Below are 15,332 nucleotides of genomic sequence, written 5' to 3'. Positions count from 1 at the left end.
CTCGTCGCCCAGCGCCATTCGCACCGCAGCACGGGCGCGTCGCTTTGTCGCCCGGAAAAGCGAAAGGGCGAGGCGCCTGTCGGCACCCCGCCCTTCCATGCCTTCCGCAGTGCGGCGGTGTTACTTAGTAGCGGTAGTGGTCCGGCTTGAACGGGCCCTCGACCGGCACTCCGATGTAGTCGGCCTGCTTCTGGCTGAGCTTGGACAGCTTCACGCCCAGCTTCTCCAGGTGCAGCGCCGCGACCTTCTCGTCGAGGTGCTTCGGCAGGACGTAGACGTCGTTCTTATATTCGTCCGACTTGGTCCAAAGCTCGATCTGCGCCAGCACCTGGTTGGTGAAGGACGAGGACATGACGAACGACGGGTGGCCGGTCGCGCAGCCCAGGTTCACCAGGCGGCCCTTGGCGAGGACGATGATCTTCTTGCCGTCGGCGAACTCGACCTCGTCGACCTGCGGCTTGATCTCGGTCCACTTCAGGTTGTTGAGGCCCGCGATCTGGATCTCGCTGTCGAAGTGGCCGATGTTGCACACGATCGCCATGTTCTTCATCGCGCGCATGTGGTCGAGCGTGATGACGTCGGCGTTGCCGGTCGCGGTGACGAAGATGTCGGCGCGGGTGGCCGCGTCCTCCATCGTCACGACCTCATAGCCTTCCATCGCCGCCTGCAGCGCGCAGATCGGATCGACTTCGGTCACCAGCACGCGCGCGCCGCCGTTGCGCAGCGACGCCGCCGAACCCTTGCCCACGTCGCCGAAGCCCGCGACGCATGCCACCTTGCCGGCGAGCATGACGTCGGTCGCGCGGCGGATCGCGTCGACCAGCGATTCCTTGCAGCCGTAGAGGTTGTCGAACTTCGACTTGGTGACCGAGTCGTTGACGTTGATCGCCGGGAACGGGAGCTTGCCCTGCTTGGCGAGCTCATAGAGGCGGTGGACGCCGGTGGTGGTCTCTTCCGACACACCCTTGATCGCCTGCACCGTCTTGGTGAGGTAGCCGGGACGCTCCTTGAGGAAGCGGTTGAGCGTCGCGACGAAGATCTCTTCCTCTTCGTTGGTCGGCGTGAACAGCGTCTCGCCCGCCTCGACGCGCGCGCCCCACAGCGCGAACATGGTCGCGTCGCCGCCGTCGTCCAGGATCATGTTGCAGGTAGTGTCCTGACCCCAGTCGAAAATGCGGGTCACGTAATCCCAATATTCCTCCAGCGTCTCGCCCTTCACGGCGAACACCGGGATGCCCGACGCGGCGATGGCGGCGGCGGCATGATCCTGGGTCGAGAAGATGTTGCACGACGCCCAGCGCAGCTCGGCGCCGAGCTTCGCCAGCGTCTCGATCAGCACTGCCGTCTGGATCGTCATGTGCAGCGAGCCGGTAATGCGCGCGCCCTTCAGCGGCTGCGACGCGCCGAATTCCTCGACCAGCGACATGAGGCCGGGCATCTCGGTTTCGGCGATCTCGATTTCCTTGCGGCCGAAGCCGGCAAGGCTGATGTCCTTGATGACATAATCCTGGGTGTCGAGCACGGTGGCCACGAAATATCTCCTGTCGAACCGGTGCGCGCCCAACATGGCGCGCGGCATGCCGCGCCAGTAGCCGAGCCCCCGCGCGGGCGCAATCAGCTATATAAAGAGTTCTTTATATGTCGCGTCCGAAGCGGTGCCGAACCGGGCGCTCAGGCGGTGCCGGTCGCCGACACCAGCAGGCGCGGATCGATGCCGGCGGCGATGAAGTAACGCTCCCACCGCTCCCCCGCGGGCACATCGTACAGGAGGTCGGGTTCCGACGGCGTGTTGAACCAGCCGTGGCGTGACAGCTCGCCTTCGAGCTGCCCCGACTCCCAGCCGGCGAAGCCCAGCGCGACCAGGAATTGCTCCGGCCCCGTGCCATCGGAGATCGCGCGCAGCACGTCGATCGTGCCGGACAGCGACCAGCGCCCCGCGACGTCGATCGTGTCCTGCCCGCCCCAATCCTTGCTGTGGAGCACGAAGCCGCGGCGGGGCTCCACGGGGCCGCCGACATGGACCGGCAGGTCCGCCACCAGGTCCGTCCGCAACTCGAACTGGCGCAGCAGGTCGTGCAGGCCCAGCCCCTCCACGGTTTCGCCGACACCGACCCCCATCGCGCCCTTTTCATCATGGGCGCAGATCGCAATCACCGCATGTTCGAACCGCCGGTCGCCGATGCCGGGCATCGCCAACAGGAACTGACCGACCAGAAACGCTGCTTTATCCATGAGTTGGAACATAGCGCCGGGTCCGCCCTTCCGCCACCGCTTGAAAAGCCGCTTCGACGCACCCTAGCTACGCGCGCGCACCCGGCCGGGTGCGCAACAGGGAGAAATTCATGACCATCCAAGTGGGCGATCGCCTGCCCGACGCCACTTTTGCCAAGGTAACGGCCGACGGCCCCGAGCAGGTCGACACCGCCAGCTTCTTTCAGGGCCGTCGCGTCGCCCTGTTTTCGGTGCCCGGCGCCTTCACCCCCACCTGCTCCGCGCGCCACCTGCCCGGATTCGTCGAGAAGGCGGCCGAGATCCGCGCCAAAGGCATCGACGAGATCGCCTGCACCGCCGTCAACGACGCCTTCGTGATGAAGGCCTGGGGCGACGCCAACGGAGTGGGCGACAAGGTCACGATGCTCGCCGACGGCAACGGCGCCTTCGCTCGCGCGGTGGGGCTGGAACTCGACGGGTCGAAATTCGGCATGGGCACGCGCGCGCAGCGCTATGCCATGGTGATCAACGACGGCGTGGTCGAGGCGCTCCACGTCGAGCAACCCGGCGAGTTCCGGGTAAGCTCGGCCGAGCATTTGCTGGAGACGCTGTGAGGCCGGCACTGCTCCGCTGACGCGTGGCACGGGAACGGCGGAGCAGCCGTTCCCGCACCTCCCCACCGGAACCGCCGCAAGGGCCACGAGTTGGTTTCTCGTTACGCGACCACATTGACCGATGGGAGGCACCCCGATGAACGCAACCACGTCGACCAACACGAACGGCACCACCGAGGCCGAGAAGACCAGCTTCGCCGACAAGGCGCACGTGCAGCTCGACAAGAGCAAGGAAGCGATCGCCGATGCCGCCGGTCGCAGCAAGGAAGCGATCAGCGGCGCTGCGAAGAGCACCACGGCCGCGGTCAAGAAGAAGCCCGGCACCACCGCTGCGATCGTCGCAGGTGCGGCCGCCGCCATTGCGGGCGCAGCGTTCGGTGCGTCCAAGCTGATCGACAAGAAGAAGACCGGCGCAAAGACCAAGTCGGCGAGCGGCACCGGCAGCAGCTCGAGCGGCAAGTCGGCTTCCAGCAAGAGCGGCAGCACCGCCAGCAAGTCCAACAGCAAGTAAGCCCGCGAGCGGCGAAGCCGCGTCCCATGCGCCGCCGGTGCCTGCCAGGGCACCGGCGGTCTTTGCCTCCATCCTTGCGCCCGGGCTTGCGCGCTGGCGCCGAACGCTTTAGCGGCAGAGGATGACGCAAGCTTCAGACATCGTCGATCGCCTGGATCGACTCTATAATGCTTCCGTGGATCGGCTGCGGAGCGCCCTCGACACCTATCTTCGCGATCGTACGCCGCCGCCGAGCTCCTCCCGCCTGGACGGCACCTTCGCCTATCCCGAACTCCGGCTGAGCTATCGCGGCGGCGGCGACCTGCCGACGCCGATGCGGTCGTTCGCGCGCCTGAACGTGCCCGGCGAGTACCGCATCACGGTGACCAAGCCGGCGATGTTCTCCGACTATCTCCAGGAACAGCTGTCGCTGATCATGGAGAGCCACGACGTCGAGGTGAGCGTCGCGCAAAGCCGGCAGGAAATCCCCTTCGCCTATGTGCTCGACGCCGGCCATGCGCTGAGCCTCGACCAGGTGACCGCCGCCGAACTCGCGCGGCACTTCCCGGCGACCGAACTCGCGCATATCGGCGACGAGATCGCCGACGGCCTCTGGATCCACGAGGACGGGAACCGCCCGCTCGCGCTATTCGACGCGCTGCGCACCGACTTCTCGCTCGCGCGGCTACGCCACTATACCGGCACCCCGCCCGAGCACATCCAGCGCTACGTGCTGTTCACCAACTACCACCGCTATGTCGACGAGTTCGTCCGCTGGGCCTGCTCGCAGCTCGGCGAAGGCAGCCGCTACACCGGGGTGTCCGGCGCCGGCGGGCTGATGATGTCCGCGGGCGACGATGTCGACAAGCTGGTGACGGACAGCGCCTGGCGGCGGCACCAGATGCCGGCCTATCACCTGATGGCGCCGGATCGCAGCGGCATCACGCTGGTCAACATCGGCGTCGGCCCCTCCAACGCAAAGACGATCTGCGATCACCTGGCCGTGATGCGGCCGGAGGCGTGGCTGATGATCGGCCATTGCGGCGGCCTGCGGCCCAGCCAGCGGATCGGCGACTATGTGCTCGCGCACGCCTATCTGCGCGACGACCACATCCTCGACGACGTGCTGCCGCCCGAAATCCCGGTACCGGCCATCGCCGAGGTCCAGCAGGCGCTCGCGCGCGCCGCGGAGACGGTGTCGGGCCAGTCGGGCGACGAGCTCAAGCGGCGGCTGCGCACCGGCACCATCGTCACCACCGACGACCGCAACTGGGAGCTGCAATTCTCCCGCTCGGCGCTGCGTTTCTCGCTCAGCCGGGCGGTGGGCATCGACATGGAGTCCGCCACCATCGCGGCGCAGGGCTATCGCTTCCGCGTCCCCTACGGCACGCTGCTGTGCGTGTCGGACAAGCCGCTCCACGGTGAGTTGAAGCTGCCGGGCCAGGCCAACCGCTTCTACGAGCGCGCGATCAACGAGCACATGCGGATCGGCATCGAGACCTGCGAGGAACTGCGGCGCGAAGGCAACCGCCTCCACAGCCGCAAGCTGCGCGCGTTCAACGAACCGCCCTTCCGGTGAGGCGACCCTGACGGAAGTCAGGGGACTAACAAGGGGCTTGCACGGTGTGCGCCGTGCAAGCCCCTTGTCGTTTACCACCCCTGGGGCTTGCCCTTGTTCTGCTGGTCGAGCCACGTCTTGAGCGGCGCGAAATAGTCGACCATCGCCTTGCCGCTCATCTCGCGGGTGCCGGTGAACGCCTGCAGCGCCTCCGGCCAGGGCTTGGAGGCACCCATCTCCAGCATCTTGTTCAGCCGAGCGCCGACCTCCTTGTTGCCGAAGAAGGAGCAGCGGTGCAGCGGGCCCTTCCAGCCGGCCTGGTCGCACGCCGCCTTGTAGAACTGGAACTGGAGGATGCGCGCCAGGAAGTAGCGGGCATACGGGGTGTTGCCCGGGATGTGGTACTTGCCGCCCGGATCGAAGCGGCTTTCATCGCGCGCCACCGGCGGCACGATGCCCTGGTACTGGAGGCGCAGCGCGTCCCAGCCCTTCTGATATCCGCCGGTCGGGATCTGGCCGGAGAAGACGCCCCAGCGCCACTTGTCCATCAAGAGGCCGAACGGCAGGAACGCGACCTTGTCCATCGCCTGGCGGAGCAGCAGGCCGATGTCCTTCTCGGCGCCCGGCATCTGCGCGCGATCGAGCAGGTTGATGTTCACCAGATAGTCCGGCGTGATCGACAGCGCGACGAAGTCGCCGATCGCCTCGTGGAATCCGTCGTTGGCGCCGTTCATGTAGAGGAACGGCTGCCGGTTGTAGGCACGCTGGTAGTAGTTGTGCCCAAGCTCATGGTGGATCGTGACGAAGTCGTCCGAGTTCACCTTGGTGCACATCTTGATGCGGATGTCGTCCTTGCTGTCGATGTCCCAGGCGGAGGCGTGGCAGATCACCTCGCGGTCCGCCGGCTTCACGATCTGCGAACGCTGCCAGAAGGTCTCGGGCAGCGGCGCGAAGCCGAGCGAGGAGTAGAAGCCCTCGCCGGCCTTCACCATCTTCACCGGATCGTAGTTCTTGGCCGTCAGCAGGTCGCCGATGTCGTAGCCGAGGTCCCCCGTGCCCGCGGGGGCGACCACGTCATAGATGTTGCCCCATTCCTGCGCCCACATGTTGCCGAGCAGGTCGGCGCGGATCGGCCCGGTCTTCGCCTGGACGGCGTCGCCGTACTTCTCGTTCAGCTTCCAGCGGACATAGGTGTGGAGCGAGAGGTAGAGCGGCTCGACCTCCTTCCACAGCTTGTCGGCCATCTGCGCGAACTGCTCGGGCGGCATGTCGTAGCCCGAACGCCACATCGCGCCGACGTCGGAGAAGCCGAGTTCCTTCGCGCCCTCATTGGCGATGCCCACCATCTGGGCATAGTCCTTGCGCATCGGTGCGCCGACATTGTCGTGCCAGCTGACCCACATCTCCTTGAGCTCATTGGGGTCGCGGCTGCTGCCCATCGCCGCCTCGATGTCCGATCCGTTGATCGGCTGGCCACCCTTGGTGCCCCGCCCCTTGCCGTAGGAGGATGCCATGCGGGTGCTGATGTCGGACAGCTGCTGGGCGGCACCCGGCCGGGTCGGGGCGGGCAGCGTGAGGCCGTTCTTCAGGATGTCCAGCTTGCGGCGGGTGTCGTAGGACAGGCCCTTCACGCCGTCGAACTTCGCTGCCTCCAGCGCATAGCGCACGCCCATCTCGGTGCCGATCGCGCCCGACTTCGCGGCCAGCGCATCGGTGTCGTCGGTGATGTAGGTCGCGTTCACCCAGGCGATGCGCGAGGCATCGAGCGAATAGTCGGCAAACTCCTTCTCGGCGCGCGCGACCAGCGCGTCGGCATCGGCGGCGGTGGGAGCGGCGCTGGTGGTGGCGGGCGCGGTCTGCGCGAACGCCGGTGCGGCAGCGGCAAGCGAGAGGGCGACGGCAAGCGTCGAGGCAGCGGTACGGAACATGGAACCCCCGGGTACGGAACGAATGCGCGCAACCTGCGCGCCCGCCCCGCCCGCGGTCAAGCGCCCAGGAAGTCCGCGATCGCCTGGCCCAGCTCCGGCTTGGTCACCGCGCTCATGTGCCCGCCCGGGACTTCGCGCAGCGTGGCGTTCGGCAGCAAGTCCGCGAGCGCGGCATGGCTGCCGTTGTCGCTGTCCTCCTCGCCCGCGACCACCAGCGTCGGCTGTTGGATCGCGGCGATCGCCTCGCGAGACGTATCCACGAAAGTGTCGAGGATGCCGAGCAGCGCGATCGGGTCGCCCTTGGTGGTCTTCAGGAAAGCCTCGGCCAGCCACTCGGGGGTCCCGCGTTCGTGCTTCCCGAGATTGGTGAGGATGTTGCGGAAGTGATCGGCCCGGCCGCTGGTGCCGGTCAGCCCCTCCAGCCCCATCCCCGCGACCACCAGCTTGGCCGGCGCCGCACCACGCGCGACCATCCGCACCGCGGTGCGCCCGCCCAGCGAATAGCCGGCAAGGTCATAGTCGCTGAGGCCAAGGTGCCGGACCAGCGCCTCGCCGTCCTGCGCAAGCGCGTCCGCGGGATAGGCGGCAGGATCATGCGGACGGGCGCTGTGCCCATGCGCACGCAGGTCCGGCATGATGACCCGATAACCCTTGGCGGCAATCTTGGCGGCGTGGCCGTAGCGGATCCAGTTGGTGTAGGCGTCGCTGAAATAGCCGTGGATCAGCAGGAGCGGACGGCCCTCGCCGCCCTCATGCCAGGCAATCTCGGTGCCGTCGAAGCTCTGGAAGCGGTGCGTCTCAGTCGGGAAGTCTGCCAACGATTTTCATCCACCTGTCGCGCGTGTTCGGGTTCTCGTCGGCGCGATATTCGGGCAGCCCGCGTGTGTCGAGCCATTGCGGGTGCCAACTCTCCACCCCGAAGTGGTGGCGCGGCTGAAAGCGGCCCGGCGCATCGAAGCTGCCGACCGTCAAGTCCAGGTTCTCGCTGTCCGGGAACTCGAACGTCAGCGGCGTACCGCATTCCCGACAGAAGCCGCGGCTGGCGATCGGGGAAGAGGCATAGCGATCGGGCTCCTGCTCCCACACCACCTCCGCCTTGCGGACGTTCTTGAACGCGATCGAGACGCCGCCGGTCGCCCGCTGGCACATGCGACAGTGGCAGAGATAGGCATCGTCGTCGTGGATGGTCACGCGATAGCGCACCCGCCCGCACTGGCACCCGCCCGAAACCGTCTCGCGCATCGCGCTTCTCCTGCACCCGTTTGCTGGACCACCTCGACATTGTGCGCCGCTTGGGCATCATTGTCGAAGGGGCGTCCGCCCCCTGCCATCCGTTGCTTCGCCAGGAGTCGTTCCGCCCATGCCCTTCCGTTCCACGCACCCTTCTCTGCGTCTCCTTGCACTCGCCGCGCTTGTCGGGACGTCCACCGCAGCAATCGCCGCCCCCGCCAAGAAGCCCAGCTTCGACGTCGCGCGCGTCTCCAACGACATCAAGACGCTGTCGAGCGACGAGTATGAGGGTCGCGGTCCCGCCACCCGCGCCGAAACCAAGACGATCGAGTACATCGCCGCGCAGTTCAAGGCGGCGGGGCTGAAGCCGGCCGGCGACAAGGGCAGCTGGTTCCAGGACGTGCCGCTGCTGCGCTCCGACATCGTCGGCACGCCCAGCCTGGCGATGGCGATCGGCGGCGCGAACAAGCCGCTCACCCAGGGCAACGAGATCGCGGTGCGCGCGGCCTCGACCGGCCAGACCTCGGTCCAGCTGAACGCGGCACCGCTGGTGTTCGTCGGCTATGGCGTGAAGGCGCCGGAGCGCAACTGGGACGACTTCAAGGGCGTCGATCTCAAGGGCAAGATCATGGTCGTGCTCGTCAACGACCCCGATTTCGAGGGCGGCGAAGGCGACTTCGGCGGCCGGCTGATGACCTATTACGGCCGCTGGACCTACAAGTACGAGGAAGCCGCGCGCCAGGGCGCGGCCGGCGTGCTGGTGATCCACGAGAGCGAGCCCGCCTCCTACGGCTGGGCGACGGTCAAGAACTCGAACACCAACACCATGTTCGACATCGTCCGCGCGAACCCCGCAGCCGCGCACACGCCGATGGAAGGCTGGATCCAGGAGGACCTCGCCGCCGAATTGTTCAAGGCGTCCGGCACCGACTTCGAGGCGGCAAAGGCCGCGGCGCGCAAGGCGAACTTCCGGCCCATGCCGCTCAAGGCGACGATGACCGCCAGCTACCAGGTAAAGCCGGAGATCATCACCTCGCACAACGTGGCCGGCATCCTGCCCGGCAGCCGCCACCCGGACGAGACCGTGATCTACTCGGCGCACTGGGATCACCTGGGCATCGGCGCCCCGGATGCGAAGGGCGATACCATCTACAACGGCGCGCTCGACAATGCGTCGGGCACCGCGGCGCTGATGGAACTCGCTCGTGCCTATGGCAAGGGACCGAAGCCCGACCGGTCGATCCTGTTCCTGGCGGTGACAGCGGAGGAAAAGGGGCTGCTCGGCTCCGAATATTACGCCGACAACCCGCTCCGGCCGCTCGCCACTACGGTGGGCGCGATCAACATGGACGGTCCGTTCGCGGTCGAGAAGACGACCGACTTCAGCATTTCGGGTGCGGCCAAGCTCGACCTGCTGACCATGCTGACCGAGGAAGCCGCCAAGTTCGGCCGCCACTACACGCCCGAGGCGCGGCCGGAAGCGGGGAGCTTCTATCGCTCGGACCATTTCCCCTTCGCCAAGCGTGGCGTGCCGGCCATCTCCTATGACGCGGGCCAGGAACTCGTGAACGGTGGTGCCGCGCGCGGCAAGGAGTTGAGCGACCTCTACACCCGCGACCGGTACCACCAGCCTGCGGACGAATATGATGCCAGCTGGAACACCAGCAGCTGGGAAGGCGACCTCACGCTGCTCTACAATCTCGGCGATCGCCTGGCGAACGGGCGGGTCTGGCCGAACTGGTCCGCCGACAGCGAATTCCGCGCCACCCGTGAGGAGACCGCGTCCCAGCGCAAGTAAGACCGTGATCGGGAGCGGCTGGGCGCCGCTCCCACCGGCTCCGGTGGCACGTCCCATGGACGCAGCGCCGAGCCGGCGATAAGAGCCCGTCAAAACAAGCGCATCAGGAGAGGCATGTCCTGCCGAGGCCCCCTTTTCGGAGCCCTTGATGACGTCTGCCCGCCGCCCCTCCCCTCACGACGGCATCCCGCACAGCAGTGCGGAGGATCTCTATGCGATGTTCGTCGGCTGCACGCTGCTGGTGCTGGGGCTGGTGTTCCTGAAAGCGGCGGGGCTGGTGACGGGCGGCATCGCGGGGATCGCGCTGCTCGTCTCCTATCTCGTGCCGCTTCCGCCGGGCGTGCTGTTCACCATCATCAACCTGCCCTTCTTCGCCTTCGCTTGGAAGGTGATGGGCGCGCGCTTCACGCTGCGCTCGATCGCGGTGAACGCGGGCATCGCGCTGTTCTCCGCGATCCGGCCCTACGCCTTCGAAGTCGGTACCGTGCACCCGTTATTCGCGGCGCTGGTCGGCGGAACCGTGATCGGCATGGGGATCCTGTCGCTCGCCCGCCATGACGCCGCCGTCGGCGGGACCGGTGTGCTGACGCTGTGGCTGCAACGCGAACGCGGTTGGAACGCAGGGCGAACCCAGATCGCGCTCGACGTGGTGATCCTCGCGCTGGCAATCCCGGTGGTGTCGGCCCAGCAACTCGGCTGGTCGATCCTGAGCGCCGCGGCGATCAGCGGCATCCTGATCGCATGGCATCGGCCGGGCCGCTACACCGGCTATTGAGCGGCGTGGCCGCCCCGACGCGGAGCCGGGGCAGCCAGAGCGTCAGGCGGCCTTCTTGAGGTGCCGGCGGCCGAGCAGCTCGGCGATCTGCACCGCGTTCAGCGCGGCACCTTTCCGCAGGTTGTCGCTGACGCACCACAGCGCCAGGCCGTTCTCCACGGTCGAGTCCTCGCGGACGCGGCTGATATAGGTCGCGAACTCGCCCACGCTTTCGATCGGCGTGATGTAGCCGCCGTCCTCGCGCTTATCGACCAGCATGACGCCGGGCGCCTCGCGCAGGATGTTCTGCGCTTCCTCGGCCGAGATCTCGTTCTCGAACTCGATGTTGATCGCTTCCGAATGGCCGACAAACACTGGCACGCGCACGCAGGTGGCGACCACCTTGACCTTGGGGTCCAGGATCTTCTTGGTCTCGACCACCATCTTCCACTCTTCCTTGGTCGAGCCGTCGTCCAGGAAGCTGTCGATGTGCGGGATCACGTTGAAGGCGATCTGCTTGGTGAACTTCTTCGCCTCGGCCGGATCGCCGACGAAGATGTTGCGGCTCTGCTCGAACAGCTCGTCCATGCCCGCCTTGCCCGCGCCGGACACCGACTGGTAGGTCGCGACGACGACGCGCTTGATCTTGGCGGCGTCGTGCAGCGGCTTCAATGCCACCACCATCTGCGCGGTCGAGCAGTTCGGGTTGGCGATGATGTTCTTCGCGCGATAGCCGTCGATCGCCTCGGGGTTCACCTCCGGCACGATCAGCGGCACGTCCGGGTCCATGCGGTACAGCGACGAATTGTCGATCACCGTGCAGCCGGCGGCGGCGAATTTGGGCGCGTAGACCTTGGTCGCTTCGGAGCCGATCGCGAACAGCGCCATGTCCCAGCCGGTGGGATCGAAATGCTCGATGTTCTGGATCTTGTACTGCTTGCCGGTCTCGCCAAAGTCGACCGTGTCGCCGACCGACCGCGACGAGGCGAGCACCGCCAGTTCGTCGATCGGAAACTCGCGCTCCGCCAGGATGTTGAGCATCTCCCGCCCGACATTCCCGGTCGCGCCTGCGACCACCACCCGATAGCCCATCACTTACTCCACTCGCATTGTCGCCGCGGCGCTAGACTGTCTCCAGCCCCGCGGCAACCAAGCGTTACTTTGCTGCCGCGTTCTGCGGCTTTGGCGCAACAACATTACGATCCAGGAACGACAGGATCGTCTTCCACAGGTGCTCGCTGACGCCCGGCCCGCCGACCCGATGGGTGTTGCCGGGATAGAACATCATCTCGAACGGCGTCGCCGTCCGCTGCATCTCCGCCGCGAACAGCGTCGAGTTGTCGAGGAACACGTTGTCGTCCGCCATGCCGTGGATCAGCAGCAGCGGATCACGGATCTTCGACGCCTCCGTCACCACGCCCGACGACGCATAGCTCTGCGGATCGGTGCGCGGATCGCCCAGGTACCGCTCCGTATAATGCGTGTCGTAGAGCCCCCAGTCGGTGACCGGCGCGCCCGCCACTGCCGCCGCGTACACGCCCGGCGTCTTCTCCAGCATCTTGAGCGACAGATAGCCGCCATAGGACCAGCCATAGGTCGCGATCTTGGCCCGATCCACGAAAGGCAGCGTCTTTAGGTAGTTGGCGCCCGCCAGCTGGTCCTCGACCTCGACCGTCCCCATCGCGTGATAGAGCTGGTTCTCGAACGCCGTGCCGCGGTTGTACGAGCCGCGATTGTCGATCTGGAAGAAGATCCACCCCTGGTCGACCAGATACTGCGGCAAGGCGCCCTGCCAGCCGCGCGTCACCTGCTGCCCAGTGCCGGGACCGCCGTAATGCTGGAAGAACACCGGGTATTTCTTGCCCGGCTCCAGCGGCGGCGTGATCATCTCCCAGTGCAGCGTCGATCCGTCGGCGGCCTTGATGGTGCCGAACTGCGTCTGGCGATGGCTGGCGGCGAACGGATAATAGGGGTGGTCCGGGCCGATGGCGTTCTCGTTGATCCACGCGATCCGCTTGCCCGTGACGTCCGCCAGATAGACCTGCGCCGGCTGACTCGGGCTGGAGCGCGTGATCAGGAAGCGGCTCGCCGCCCCGTCCATGGTGGCGCCGTTCCACCAGCCCTTTTCGGTGAGCCGGGTGACGGTGCCCGGCCGCTTGAGGTCTAGCGCATAGAGATGCTGCTCGAGCACGTCGTCCTTGTTGCCGGTGAAGAACAGCCGGCCCTTCGCCTCATCGAAGCCGACCAGCGACTGGACGACCCAGTCACCCTTGGTCAGCTGAGTCCACTTGCCCGCCTTCCAGCGGTAAAGATGGCCGAAGCCGTCGCGCTCCGATCGCCAGATGAGGCTGCCGTCCTTCATCACGCGATAGGCGTCGGACAGGTTGATCCAGCTGCGTTCGCCCGCGGTCTCGGTGAACAGCACGGTCGACTTGCCGGTGGCAGGGTCCACCCGCAGCATGTCGAGCCGCTTCTGGTCGCGGGTCTGGCGCTGGACCAGCATCGCCGAGCCGTCCGGCAGCCAGTCGACGCGCGCGAGATAGATGTCGGGATCGCTGCCCAGGTCGACCTTCACCTTGCCTGAGCCGTCCGGCTTCATGACATAGAGGTCGACCAATGCGTTGGGCGTGCCTGCCGCAGGGTAGCGCTGGTCATAGACCTTGGTGCCGGTGGCGCCGATCGCGGCGCGGCTGAACACCTTCACCGGCGCCTCGTCGAAGCGCTCGACCGCGATGTAGCGTTCGTCGGGCGACCACCAATAGCCGGTGTTGCGGTGCATTTCCTCCTGCGCCACGAACTCGGCCTCGCCGAAGTGGACGGTGCCCGCGCCTTCGGTCGTCACCGCCTGCGCCGCGCCGCCTGCGAGCGGCTGCACGAACAGATTCTGGTCGCGGACGAAGCTGACGAAGCGGCCCTTGGGGCTCACCAGCGGGTTGAGCTCGCCCGCCTGGGTCTCGGTCAGGCGGCGGACCTGACCGTCGAGGGTTGCCAGGAACAGGTCGCCGTCCAGCGGCACCAGGATCGACTGTCCGTCGGGCGCGAAGTCATAGGCGACGATACCGCGCGATCCTGCGATGCGCGCACGCTCGCGCTGCATCTTCTCGGCCTCCGACAGTTCGGCGCCCGATCCGACCTTCTTGGAATCGACCAGCATCCGCCACTCGCCGGAGGTCGTGTCCATCGCCCAGAGGTCAAAGCGCTCCTTCTCGTCCGCACGGTTGCGCAGCACCGTCACATAGCGGCCGTCGGGTGAGATCTGCAGGTTGCGCGGCGCGGTGCCGTTGAGGTCGGGGCTGCCGAACACACGCGCGAGCGTCAGCGTCTGCTGCGCGTCCTGCGCTGCCTGCGTCACCGCCGCCGGCTGTGGCGATCGGGCCAGATCAGCAGCCATGGCAGCGGTTCCGCTCGTCATCATGGCAACGCCCAACACCCATCTCAACATCCCGTCGCGTCTCCGTGGAACACGCCTGCGGACGCAGGCGACGGCCGCGTTATCGCGGCGCAGGAGCCCCGGGTAAAGCGCTGGTTCGCCTTCAGGAACAGCGCGCACGCAAAAGGGGCGCGGAAGGCTGTCGCCCTCCACGCCCCCAAAGCGGAACCGATGGGTGCCGGCCGTTACTCGGCGGCAGCAGCCGTCGGGCGCGGGTCGCGACGCTCGGCGATACGCGCCGACTTGCCGGTGCGGCCACGCAGGTAATAGAGCTTCGCACGACGCACCACGCCGCGGCGAACCACCTCGACCGAGTCGATGTTCGGCGAGTACAGCGGGAAGACGCGCTCGACGCCCTCACCAAAGCTGATCTTGCGAACGGTGAACGACGAGCCCATGCCCTTGTTCGAGCGCGCGATGCACACGCCCTCGTAGTTCTGGACGCGGGTGCGCTCGCCTTCGACGACCTTCACGCCGACGCGCAGCGTGTCGCCCGCGCGGAATTCCGGAATCTTCTTCGCCTCGTTGAACTTGGCGATCTGCTCGGCTTCGAGCGTCTGGATGAGGTTCATGTCAGTCTTCCTCGTCATGTCGCCGCGCGCCAGAGGGAGGTCGGACCCGAGCGCCCTCATGGCGCTCCCACAGATCCGGCCTCCGTAGCCGTGTATCGACCTCGGCCCTGTGCTTTCGCCAGGCCGCGATCTTCGCATGATCCCCCGATCGCAGCACTTCGGGGATCGTGCGCCCTTCCCATGTCACTGGTCGGGTATATTGCGGGTATTCGAGCAGCCCCGTTTCGAAGCTCTCGTCATCCCCGCTTGAAGCGGCGCCCATTACGCCTGGAAGCAGCCGAATGCAAGCATCCAGCAGGACCAGCGCGCCCATCTCCCCGCCCGACAGCACATAGTCGCCGATCGACACCAGCTCGATGTCGCGCGCCTCGAACAGGCGCTCGTCATAGCCCTCGAACCGGCCGCACAGCACGGTGACGCCCGGCCCCTGCGCCAGTTCCCGCACCCGCTGCTGGTCGAGCGGGCGTCCGCGCGGGCTCATCGCGATCACCGGGCGCCCATCGACCCCGTTTCCGGCGACGCTGTCGAGGGCGGCGGCAAGCACATCGGCGCGCATCACCATCCCCGCCCCGCCGCCAGCCGGCGTGTCATCCACCGAGCGGTGCTTGTCGGTCGCGAAGTCGCGAATCTGCACCGTCTCCAGCGACCAGCGGCCCTCGCGCAGCGCCCGGCCGGCGAGCGAAGTGCCGAGCGGGCCGGGAAACATCTCCGGGTAAAGCGTTAGGACGGTTGCGGCAAAGGACATGC

Annotated in this window: 14 protein-coding genes; 5 read left to right on the top strand and 9 right to left on the bottom strand. The window is 66.8% G+C overall.

Features of this window, described 5'->3' with window-relative positions:
* Positions 1–124 precede the first annotated feature (124 nt).
* On the bottom strand, positions 125–1,531 hold the full coding sequence (gene ahcY, locus VPH46_RS07845) for an adenosylhomocysteinase (protein ID WP_416610280.1): 1,407 nt from the start codon (positions 1,529–1,531) through the stop codon (positions 125–127).
* A 140-nt stretch (positions 1,532–1,671) separates the two neighbouring features.
* Complete coding sequence (locus VPH46_RS07840) at positions 1,672–2,232, bottom strand: YqgE/AlgH family protein (protein ID WP_416610260.1); 561 nt, start codon at positions 2,230–2,232, stop codon at positions 1,672–1,674.
* A gap of 110 nt (positions 2,233–2,342) precedes the next feature.
* Between VPH46_RS07840 and VPH46_RS07835 the strand changes: the two genes are divergently transcribed.
* The 3 genes from VPH46_RS07835 (at position 2,343) to VPH46_RS07825 (ending at position 4,894) form a co-directional block, all read left to right on the top strand.
* Positions 2,343–2,825: a peroxiredoxin gene (locus tag VPH46_RS07835; RefSeq protein WP_132882129.1), complete on the top strand. Its 483-nt coding sequence runs from the start codon at positions 2,343–2,345 to the stop codon at positions 2,823–2,825.
* A 136-nt stretch (positions 2,826–2,961) separates the two neighbouring features.
* Positions 2,962–3,336, top strand: coding sequence for a hypothetical protein (locus tag VPH46_RS07830; RefSeq protein ID WP_416610258.1), 375 nt, complete (start codon positions 2,962–2,964; stop codon positions 3,334–3,336).
* Between the two features lie 121 nt (positions 3,337–3,457).
* A complete protein-coding gene (locus tag VPH46_RS07825; RefSeq protein WP_125959749.1) occupies positions 3,458–4,894 on the top strand; it encodes an AMP nucleosidase in 1,437 nt (478 codons plus the stop codon).
* Between the two features lie 71 nt (positions 4,895–4,965).
* On the opposite strand, the gene VPH46_RS07820 is transcribed toward VPH46_RS07825, so the two are convergent.
* The 3 genes from VPH46_RS07820 to VPH46_RS07810 are packed head-to-tail and all read right to left on the bottom strand — an operon-like array spanning position 4,966 to position 8,043.
* Positions 4,966–6,801, bottom strand: coding sequence for a M2 family metallopeptidase (locus VPH46_RS07820; protein WP_416610256.1), 1,836 nt, complete (start codon positions 6,799–6,801; stop codon positions 4,966–4,968).
* A 56-nt stretch (positions 6,802–6,857) separates the two neighbouring features.
* Entirely contained in the window at positions 6,858–7,619 is a 762-nt protein-coding gene (locus tag VPH46_RS07815; protein WP_416610254.1) for an alpha/beta fold hydrolase, read from the bottom strand.
* Complete coding sequence (locus VPH46_RS07810) at positions 7,600–8,043, bottom strand: GFA family protein (RefSeq protein WP_416610252.1); 444 nt, start codon at positions 8,041–8,043, stop codon at positions 7,600–7,602. Before VPH46_RS07810 ends, VPH46_RS07815 begins: the two co-directional genes overlap by 20 nt.
* A gap of 118 nt (positions 8,044–8,161) precedes the next feature.
* On the opposite strand from VPH46_RS07810, the gene VPH46_RS07805 reads away from it, so the two are divergent.
* Entirely contained in the window at positions 8,162–9,829 is a 1,668-nt protein-coding gene (locus tag VPH46_RS07805; RefSeq protein ID WP_416610250.1) for a M28 family metallopeptidase, read from the top strand.
* 148 nt (positions 9,830–9,977) lie between these two features.
* The gene (locus tag VPH46_RS07800; RefSeq protein ID WP_416610248.1) at positions 9,978–10,604 is read left to right on the top strand and encodes a YitT family protein; all 627 of its coding nucleotides are present in this window, start codon (positions 9,978–9,980) and stop codon (positions 10,602–10,604) included.
* 42 nt (positions 10,605–10,646) lie between these two features.
* On the opposite strand, the gene VPH46_RS07795 is transcribed toward VPH46_RS07800, so the two are convergent.
* The 4 genes from VPH46_RS07795 to trmD all read right to left on the bottom strand — a co-directional run bounded on the left by VPH46_RS07795 (position 10,647) and on the right by trmD (position 15,330).
* Positions 10,647–11,675, bottom strand: a complete 1,029-nt coding sequence (locus VPH46_RS07795) for an aspartate-semialdehyde dehydrogenase (RefSeq protein ID WP_416610246.1) — start codon at positions 11,673–11,675, stop codon at positions 10,647–10,649.
* 64 nt (positions 11,676–11,739) lie between these two features.
* Entirely contained in the window at positions 11,740–13,995 is a 2,256-nt protein-coding gene (locus VPH46_RS07790; RefSeq protein WP_416610279.1) for a DPP IV N-terminal domain-containing protein, read from the bottom strand.
* Positions 13,996–14,198: 203 nt separating this feature from the next.
* Positions 14,199–14,585 carry a 50S ribosomal protein L19 gene (gene rplS / locus VPH46_RS07785; RefSeq protein ID WP_125959757.1) on the bottom strand — a complete coding sequence of 129 codons (387 nt, stop codon included), beginning with the start codon at positions 14,583–14,585 and terminating at the stop codon, positions 14,199–14,201.
* Between the two features lies 1 nt (position 14,586).
* Positions 14,587–15,330 carry a tRNA (guanosine(37)-N1)-methyltransferase TrmD gene (trmD, locus tag VPH46_RS07780; protein ID WP_416610244.1) on the bottom strand — a complete coding sequence of 248 codons (744 nt, stop codon included), beginning with the start codon at positions 15,328–15,330 and terminating at the stop codon, positions 14,587–14,589.
* Positions 15,331–15,332 lie beyond the last annotated feature (2 nt).

The organism is Sphingomonas sp. MJ1 (PH-R8), assembly GCF_048058635.1.
GTDB lineage: Bacteria > Pseudomonadota > Alphaproteobacteria > Sphingomonadales > Sphingomonadaceae > Sphingomonas.
This window is presented reverse-complemented; position numbering and strand designations above follow the sequence as displayed.